Genomic DNA, 8,368 nt, shown 5'->3' on the forward strand with positions numbered 1-8,368 from the left:
ATGAGGTCTGGTCCACGAACCGGCCCCGCGCCGGTACAGACTGCCTGGGGGCGCCCACGCGGAAGACGACGTCCCCCGGCAGCGTCCGGGCGAGCTCGGCGCCCTGGCTGCGCAGCAGATCGAGGCCACCCTCGCGTTCGGCCCAGACCGTGACGGCGGCCCGACCGCCCTTCATCCCCAGGTGAACGTGCACTGGACCGAGCGGCTCGATGTCCACCGAAAACCGCACGTGCCAGGACTCTGGCGCCTCGGCGACGCCTGCCTCCGGGGCGTCACGGTCAACTTCGAATTGCGCGACGGCCGTTCCCTGCGGCGTGGCGACCGGCAGCTCGAACATCCAGGTCGTCGTCGTCCCATCGGGCAAGGCGGCCGGTTGCTGGAGCGTCTGGCGCGCCTCCGCCTGCTCCGCCCGGGGCCGAAGATGCTGGACGATGGCCGCCGCGTCGGCGTCAGCGGGGAGCGCCGGGGGCGCGGGCGTCTGCCCGGCCAGCACCGCGCGGCGCATCGGCGGCGCGGGCGGCGGACCGGCAAGCAAGGCCTGCTGCAGGGTCAGCAACGCGGCTTGCGAGAGTTCGGCGAACAGGGGCGGGAAGCTGCGTCCCGCCGAAGGCCCGGCCGCGTCCGCAGCCTGCGGCGAGGCGGCGTTGGCGTCCTGTGCGGCTGCCACCGCGGCGATGAGCTCGGCCTCGGCGGCGCCCACGATCGCGACCCGCAGGGCCGCGGCCGCGGGGGTGATGGGCGTGACGGTCACGCTGGCGCCAGGCAGGAGCTCGTCATGCGGCCAGCCTAGAGTCGCCGGGTGAAGCCCGGCTTAAGCGCCTCTGGCCAAGCGTTCGGACCCTAGATCTCGCCGCGGATCACCCGGGCGAACAGCTCAGGGTCGACGTTGCCGCCGGAGAGGACGATGCCGACGGTCTTGCCCTGGCTCGGGACCTTCCCCGTGAGCAGCGCGGCCAGGCCGACGCAGCCGCCGGGCTCGACCACCAGCTTCAGCGTCGAGAAGGCGTAGCGCATGGCCTCGGCGACCCAGGCGTCGGTGATCCCGACGGCGCCGGCCAGGTTGCGCTTCAGCATCGGGAAGGTGATCTCGCCCGGCGCCGGGCTCTCCAGGGCGTCGCACAAAGAGCGGCCGGTGGGCTTGATGGTCACCCGCTCGCCCGCCTCGAGCGATTGCGCGAGGTCGTCGAAGGCCGCGGGTTCGACGCCCCAGACCTGCGTCGCCGGCGAGAGCGTCTTCACCACCTCGGAGACGCCGGCCAGCAGGCCGCCGCCGCTGACCGGGCTGAGCACGAGGTCGAAGGCGGCGCCCATCGCGCTGGCCTGGCGCATCATCTCCAGCCCCACCGTGCCCTGGCCCGCGACGATGTGCGGGTCGTCGAAGGCCGGGACGACCACCGCGCCGCGGCTGGCGGCGATTTCCGCGGCGATCGCCTCGCGGCTCTCCTTGAGCCGGTCGTAGAGTTTGATCTCGGCGCCGTAGCCGCGGGTGGCGGCGACCTTCACCGCGGGCGCGTCGGACGGCATGACGATCAGCGCCGGCATGCCGAGCAGCCTGGCGGCCAGCGCCACGCCCTGGGCGTGGTTGCCGGAGGAGAAGGCCACGACCCCGCGCTTGCGTTGGTCGGGGCTGAGCTGGACCAGCCGGTTATAGGCGCCGCGGAACTTGAAGGCGCCGACCCGCTGCAGGGTTTCGAGTTTCAGCAGCACGCGCGCGCCCAGCCGCTCGTTCAGCGCCGGGCTTTCGATCAGCGGGGTCTCGACCGCATGGCCCGCGAGCCGCGCGGCGGCGGCTTCGATGTCGGCGAAAGTCACGCTCCCGGAACCGCTCACCGGGCGAACACCATGCCGTCGTCGGCGAAGGCCTTGAACTCCAGCGCGTTGCCCGAGGGATCGAGGAAGAACATCGTCGACTGCTCGCCGGCCTCGCCCCTGAAGCGGGTGTGCGGCTCGATGACGAAGCGCGTCCCGGCGGCCGTCAGACGCGCCGCGAGCGTGTCCCAGTCGGCGGGCTTCAGGATCGCCCCGAAGTGGCGCACCGGCACGTCGTGGCCGTCGACCGGGCTGGTGGATTTGTGACCGACCTCGTCGGGCGCCAGGTGGGCGACGATCTGGTGGCCGTGGAAGTCGAAGTCGATCCATTCGTCGCTGGCGCGGCCTTCCGGGCAGCCCAGCAGGCCGCCGTAAAAGGCGCGCGCCTCGGCCAGATCGCGGACAGGAAAGGCGAGGTGGAATCGGGGAATGTCCATGGGCGGCCTGATAGCAAACCGGCGCAAGAAAGTAAGCTGGTCCACGAATCACACGAACACCACGAACGGGCGGGCCGCCTCCTGCCTCCGCTGGCGCGAAAGCTCGGCAAAGCTCTTCCGTTCGTGCGGCTCGTGGACAATCAAATCCAACTCGTCTAGACCCGCGCCGCACAATCGATCCAAGCCAGACGCCGAGCACCTGTCGAAGGGCGGCTGGTCTTCTCCCGGCAGGTGGAGGGATCGTACCCATGGCCAATGTGACGGTGATCGGCGCCCAGTGGGGCGACGAGGGCAAGGGCAAGCTCGTCGACTGGCTGTCGAACCGCGCCGACGTGGTGGTGCGCTTCCAGGGCGGGCACAACGCCGGGCACACGCTGGTGGTGGGCGACCAAGTCTACAAGCTCTCCCTGCTCCCCTCCGGGGTCGTGCAAAGCAAGCTTTCCGTCATCGGAAATGGCGTGGTGGTCGATCCCTGGCACCTCTTGGAGGAGATCGCCAAACTCGGCGCGCAGGGGGTGACGATCACGCCGGACCTGCTGGTGCTGGCCGACAACGCCTGCCTGATCCTGCCGCTGCACCGCGACCTCGACCAGGCGCGCGAGGCGGCCGCGACCAACAAGATCGGCACCACCGGGCGCGGCATCGGTCCGGCCTATGAGGACAAGGTGGGCCGGCGCGCGATCCGGGTGGCGGACCTGGCCGACCGCGAGGCGCTGGAGGCCAAGATCGACCGCCTGCTCGCCCACCACGCGCCGCTGCGCCGGGGGCTCGGCCTGCCGAAGGCCGACGGCGCGGCCCTGCTGGCCGAGCTGGAGCGGCTCGCCCCCCTGGTCCTGCCGTTCGCCAAGCCCGCGTGGCTGTTGCTGAACGAGCTGGTGAAGGCCGGCAAGCGCGTGCTGTTCGAGGGGGCCCAGGGCGCGCTGCTCGACGTCGACCACGGCACCTATCCTTACGTGACCTCGTCCAACACCGTGGCCGGCCAGGCGGCGGCGGGCTCTGGGCTCGGGCCCAGAGGTCCGGGTTATGTGCTGGGGATCGTCAAGGCCTACACCACCCGCGTCGGCGAGGGGCCGTTCCCCACCGAGCTGTTCGACGAGGTCGGCGAGCACCTGGGGACCGTCGGCAAGGAGGTCGGCACGGTCACCGGGCGCAGCCGCCGCTGCGGCTGGTTCGACGCGGCGCTGGTGCGCCAGTCCGTGGCCCTGAACGGCATCGGCGGCATCGCGCTGACCAAGCTCGACGTCCTGGACGGGCTGCCGACGCTGAAGATCTGCACCGGCTACCGGCTCAAGAGCGCAGATGGGGGGGACCAGGCCTTCAGCTACCTGCCGGCGGGCCTGAAAGCGCAGAGCGCGCTGACCCCGGTTTATGAGGAGATGGAGGGCTGGCGCGAGACCACCCAGGGCGCGCGCTCCTGGCGGGACCTGCCGGCCAACGCGGTGAAATATGTCCGGCGGATCGAGGAACTGATCGCCGCCCCGGTGGCGCTCCTATCCACCAGCCCGCAACGCGACGACACCATCCTGATGCGCGACCCGTTCCAGGATTAAATCCCGGGAAAAACATGGTTATCGTCAAGGCGTTCTTTACCAGCAGCGGGTTAGCACTCGGCGACAGCCGGAGCGCGCCGCCCTTGTTCAACACCGACGCCAAGATCATCCAGCGCATGGGGCCCATGCTGCAGCGCGTGTTGATCGTGGATCCGCAGCCGGCGGCTGCGCGGTTGCTCAGCGAACTGATGCGCGACATCGCCCGCTCCCAGATCTGCATCGCCGAGACCCGGCAGAAGGCCATGCGGCTGGCCGAAGGCTTCGACCCGCAGATCATCTTCGCCGACCTCGGGCCGGCGCCGGTGGACGGCGTGGCCCTGACGCGCGAGCTGCGCCGCAGCACGCTGGCCTGCCGCTATGCACCGGTGATCATGGTCACCGGCCAGGCGACCGCCGGCGGCATCCTGGCCGCGCGCGACGCCGGGGTTCATGAGTTCCTGCGCAGGCCGTTCACGCTCAAGGACCTGCTGCGCCGGCTGGAGGCGGTGACGCTACGCCAGCGCGACTGGGTGGAGGCCGTGGGTTACGTCGGCCCCGACCGGCGGCGGTTCAACTCCGGCGACTATTCCGGCGCCCTGAAGCGGCGGTCCGACACCCGGGCGACGCCGGACTCCGAGCGCCTGGCCCAGGCGGTGAAGATCCTGCGCTCGGCCATCGCGGCAATCGGGAGCGATCCCAGCCAGGCGATGCGCTCCATGCAGGCCCAGGTCACCGACCTGCGCAAATGCGGCATGAGCGTCGCCGACCTGAAGCTGACCACCGCGGCCATCGACTTCGGCCGCTACCTCGACGAGATCGAGCGCAAGGGACCGCCCTACGACGCCGCCCAGCTGAGCCACAAGGCCGGCGCGCTGCTGGCCTACATGCCCAAGGACGAGCCGGTCCCGGCGTGAGAGCCGGGCGTCGATGCCCGAGCTGTCTCGTGCACTTTATCCATGGATCGGGGGGGCAACTTCGCAAGAAGCGGGCCTAGTCCTTCCGCCATCGTCGGATGGGCGATAATGGCGTCCCGCAGACCCGTGCAGGGTAGCCCGGCCAGCATGGCGGTCTGCACGACAGCCATGACCTCGCCGGCCTCCGGGCCGATCATGGCGAACCCCAGGATGCGGTCGCTGTCGTTGGCGACCAGCGCCTTCATGAAGCCCCTGGTCTCGTCGATGGTCCGGGTCCGCAGCACGGCGGACACCGGCAGTTTCGCAATCCGCACCGCGACGCCCTGGCGCTGCGCTTCGGCCTCGCTCAGTCCCACGCGTCCGAGCGGCGGGTCGGTGAACACGCAGTAGGGTGTCAAGCGGTTGCGCGTGGAGCGGTCCAGCCCGGCCAGATTGTCCCGGATGACCCGGAAATCGTCGAAAGACACATGGGTGAACTGCGCGCTGCCGGCGCACTCGCCGATCGCCCAGACATCCGGCGCGCCCGTCTCCAGCCGTTCGTTGACCCGGATATAGCCCCGGTCGTCCAACGCCACGCCGGTCACATCGAGCCCTATGCCGTCGGTGTTGGGCGATCGCCCGGCGGCGACCAGGATATGGCTGCCCTCTATGGTCGCCTCGCCCGAGGGCGTTTGCAAGGCGATGCTGACGGCGTCCCCGGACCGCCCCTGCACGCGGAGCGCCTTTGTGGAAAGGCGGACGTCGATCCCTTCGTCGCTGAGGAAGCCCCGCACCTCGTCGGCCACGTCAGGGTCCTCGCGCCCGGCAAGCTGGGCGGCCTGCTCGACTATGGTGACCCGGCTGCCGAAACGACGAAAGGCCTGCGCCAATTCCAGGCCGACATAGCCGCCGCCCAGGACGATGAGGTGTTCCGGCAGCTCGCCGAGCTCCAGCGCCTCGATATTCGTCAGCGGAAGGGCGGCCTTGAGGCCAGGCACGTCGGGGATCGCCGGGTGTGTGCCGACATCGATGAAGACCTGATCGCCCGCAAGGACGCGGCTGCCGCCATCGTTCAGGCGAACCTCGAGGGTCTTCGGCGCCACGAAGCGCCCCTTCCCCATGATCAGCTCGGCGCCGCTGGCCCTGTAGTTCTCCAGGTTGATGGCGACCAGGCCGTCCACCATGTCGCGCTTGCGCTGCCGCACCTTCGCCATGTCGACGGCGACCGGCTCCGTCGCCGTCCCGAACTTCCTGGCGTGGCGAGTCAGATCCGCGACCTTGGCGCTCCAGATCTCGTTCTTGCTGGGCAGGCAGTTGATGTTGGGGCAGGAGCCGCCGACCCATCGGCGCTCCACGACCGCTGTACGGCGGCCGGATCGCGCGAGATGCCAGGCTAGGTATTTGCCGCCTTCTCCGCTGCCGAGGATCAAGGCATCGAGCCGTTCCGGATTGGACATGGCGATCTCCGTTGCCCGCGGCGTGCGGAGGCGGCTGAACTCGATTCGCCCTCGCTGATCCCTCGCAAGCAGGGAGCCCGGCGGGGCCTCAAAGGGTCCAGTTGGGAGCTGTTAGAACGTGCGGGAACGGAGTTGGTGGCTGCACCTGAGCGTCAGAAGCGCTCGCCGACCATCTCTTCGCTCTTGGCCCACAGCGCCCTGGCCCGCTCCGGGTCGAGGGCGTAGGGCTGTACGCCGCCGCGGACCGCCGGATCGGCCTCGATCGCGGCGACGTGGCAGTCCTCGCAATAGCGGCCGCCGACCAGGTCGGCGGGCGCGACGACGCCGGCCCAGACCGAGGTCGCGGCGCCCTGCGGGATGGTCTTCCAGCTGAACGCCTCCGTCCCGGCGCTCTGGGCGGCGGCGTTGATCGAGGAGATCAGCTGCTCGGTGACCTCGGGCGTCATGTAGCGGCCGAGCTCGGTCCGGATGCCGCCGGGGTGGACGGCGGTGGCGCGCACGCCGCCCGCCTTATGACGCCGGTCGAACTCCACGGCGAACAGAACGTTGGCGGTCTTCGAGCGGCCGTAGGCGACGAACTCGGCGTAGGGGGTGTGGCCGAAGTTGGGGTCCTCCAGGTCGACGTCGGAGAACCGGTGGCCGGCCGAGGACAGGTTCACCAGGCGCGATCCCGGCTGCAACAGGGACGCAATGCGGTTGACGAGGACGAAGTGGCCCAGGTGGTTGGTGCCGAACTGGGTTTCGAAACCGTCGGCGGTCTTGCCGAACGGGGTGGCCATGACCCCGGCGTTGGCGATCACCAGGTCGAACGGCTTGCCGGCGGCGACCAGGGCGGCGGCGCAGGCGCGGACGCTGGCGAGGGATGCGAGGTCGAGCTCCACCAGCTCCAGGCCCCCGCCGTTCGCCGCCTGGGCGCGCACCTCTTCGGTCGCCGTGCGGGCCTTGTCCAGGTCGCGGGCGGCTCCCACTACCTGCGCGCCGTGTGCGGCCAGGGCGCGGGCCGTCTCGACGCCGAGGCCGGCGGATGCGCCCGTCACCAGGATGCGCTTGCCGCTCAGATCGACGCCCGCAAGCACCTCGTCCGTTGTGGACTGGGCTCCAAAGGGACCGGCCATGGCATCCTCGTTGAAGGCGGGCGCCTTACAGCGGGCGCCTAGGCGTCGACCAGGTGGCGCTCTTCGGCGGCGGCCTTCATCGACTTCTGCAGCTTCTCGAACGCGCGGACCTCGATCTGGCGGACCCTCTCGCGGCTGACGCCGTATTGCGAGGCGAGTTCCTCCAGGGTGGTGGGCTCGTCCTTCAGCCGGCGCTCGGTAAGGATGTGGCGCTCGCGGTCGGTGAGCTCGGTCATGGCCTCTTCCAGCAGGCCCATACGCAGGGACTTCTCCTGGGTGTCGGCGACGACGGTCTCCTGGCTGGGCGTGACGTCGTCCACCAGCCAGTCCTGCCACTCGCTCTCGCTATCGGCCCGCATCGGCGAGTTCAGCGAGGCGTCGCCGCCGCTGAGCCGGCGGTTCATCGAGATGACTTCCTCGTTGAGCACGCCCAGCTTGGTGGCGATGGTCGTGACCTGGTCGGGGTGCAGGTCGCCTTCCTGCAGGGCGGAGATCTCGCTCTTGGCCTTGCGCAGGTTGAAGAACAGCTTCTTCTGCGCCGCGGTGGTGCCCATCTTCACCAGGCTCCAGGAGCGCAGGATGTATTCCTGGATCGAGGCGCGGATCCACCACATGGCGTAGGTCGCCAGCCTAAAGCCCCTGTCCGGGTCGAACTTCTTCACCGCCTGCATCAGGCCGACGTTGCCCTCGGAGATCACCTCGCCAATCGGCAGGCCGTAGCCGCGGTAGCCCATGGCGATCTTCGCCACGAGGCGCAGGTGGCTGGTGACCAGCCGGTGCGCGGCCTCGGGGTCTTCATGCTCCTGCCAGCGTTTGGCGAGCATGAATTCCTCGTCCTTGGCCAGCATCGGAAATTTCCGGATCTCTGACAGATACCGGCTCAAGCCGCCTTCCGGCGACATCACGGCGAGCGCGTTCGCGGCCATGGACGTATCCCCTCTTTTTCCCGGACGTTCGGACCGTCGCGCCAGGGGCGCGCAAGGACCCTTCCGTTCCCTCCAACCCTCTAGATAAGTACGAGGTTGCGGCTACGGTAGATCGCTGGGGAGGCGATCCGAATGCCCTACTGCTCTAGTGGGACTTTCTACCGCCCGAAATTGGCGCCTTCAAGGCAAGGAATCTCACAGG

At 69.7% G+C, this 8,368-nt stretch carries 8 protein-coding genes; 2 read left to right on the forward strand and 6 right to left on the reverse strand.

Annotated elements, in window-relative coordinates:
- From JWP28_RS20430 to JWP28_RS20440, 3 genes are all read right to left on the reverse strand, one after another.
- Positions 1-751, reverse strand: a 751-nt coding sequence (locus tag JWP28_RS20430) for a flagellar hook-length control protein FliK (RefSeq protein WP_299545697.1), incomplete at its 3' end; no start/stop codon positions are given.
- A gap of 89 nt (positions 752-840) precedes the next feature.
- Complete coding sequence (locus tag JWP28_RS20435) at positions 841-1,812, reverse strand: threonine/serine dehydratase (RefSeq protein WP_299545698.1); 972 nt, start codon at positions 1,810-1,812, stop codon at positions 841-843.
- 14 nt (positions 1,813-1,826) lie between these two features.
- On the reverse strand, positions 1,827-2,246 hold the full coding sequence (locus tag JWP28_RS20440; RefSeq protein WP_299545699.1) for a VOC family protein: 420 nt from the start codon (positions 2,244-2,246) through the stop codon (positions 1,827-1,829).
- A gap of 248 nt (positions 2,247-2,494) precedes the next feature.
- Between JWP28_RS20440 and JWP28_RS20445 the strand changes: the two genes are divergently transcribed.
- Positions 2,495-3,796 carry an adenylosuccinate synthase gene (locus JWP28_RS20445; protein ID WP_299545700.1) on the forward strand — a complete coding sequence of 434 codons (1,302 nt, stop codon included), beginning with the start codon at positions 2,495-2,497 and terminating at the stop codon, positions 3,794-3,796.
- Between the two features lie 83 nt (positions 3,797-3,879).
- The gene (locus JWP28_RS20450; protein ID WP_299545701.1) at positions 3,880-4,689 is read left to right on the forward strand and encodes a response regulator; all 810 of its coding nucleotides are present in this window, start codon (positions 3,880-3,882) and stop codon (positions 4,687-4,689) included.
- Here JWP28_RS20450 and JWP28_RS20455 read toward each other — a convergent pair.
- The 3 genes from JWP28_RS20455 to rpoH all read right to left on the reverse strand — a co-directional run bounded on the left by JWP28_RS20455 (position 4,656) and on the right by rpoH (position 8,166).
- Positions 4,656-6,125, reverse strand: coding sequence for an FAD-dependent oxidoreductase (locus JWP28_RS20455; RefSeq protein ID WP_299545702.1), 1,470 nt, complete (start codon positions 6,123-6,125; stop codon positions 4,656-4,658). The two genes, JWP28_RS20450 and JWP28_RS20455, sit on opposite strands and share 34 nt — an antisense overlap.
- Positions 6,126-6,277: 152 nt before the next feature.
- On the reverse strand, positions 6,278-7,240 hold the full coding sequence (locus JWP28_RS20460) for an SDR family NAD(P)-dependent oxidoreductase (RefSeq protein WP_299545703.1): 963 nt from the start codon (positions 7,238-7,240) through the stop codon (positions 6,278-6,280).
- A gap of 38 nt (positions 7,241-7,278) precedes the next feature.
- Complete coding sequence (rpoH, locus tag JWP28_RS20465) at positions 7,279-8,166, reverse strand: RNA polymerase sigma factor RpoH (protein WP_299545704.1); 888 nt, start codon at positions 8,164-8,166, stop codon at positions 7,279-7,281.
- Positions 8,167-8,368 lie beyond the last annotated feature (202 nt).

It is taken from the genome of Phenylobacterium sp. (assembly GCF_028290885.1).
Lineage (GTDB): Bacteria > Pseudomonadota > Alphaproteobacteria > Caulobacterales > Caulobacteraceae > Phenylobacterium.

Bases quoted from the DNA above. Each gene is read 5' to 3' on its own strand.
- JWP28_RS20440 (WP_299545699.1), bottom strand. From the start codon at position 2,246: ATGGACATTCCCCGATTCCACCTCGCCTTTCCTGTCCGCGATCTGGCC.
- rpoH (WP_299545704.1), bottom strand. From the start codon at position 8,166: ATGGCCGCGAACGCGCTCGCCGTGATGTCGCCGGAAGGCGGCTTGAGC.
- JWP28_RS20455 (WP_299545702.1), bottom strand. From the start codon at position 6,125: ATGTCCAATCCGGAACGGCTCGATGCCTTGATCCTCGGCAGCGGAGAA.
- JWP28_RS20445 (WP_299545700.1), top strand. From the start codon at position 2,495: ATGGCCAATGTGACGGTGATCGGCGCCCAGTGGGGCGACGAGGGCAAG.
- JWP28_RS20460 (WP_299545703.1), bottom strand. From the start codon at position 7,240: ATGGCCGGTCCCTTTGGAGCCCAGTCCACAACGGACGAGGTGCTTGCG.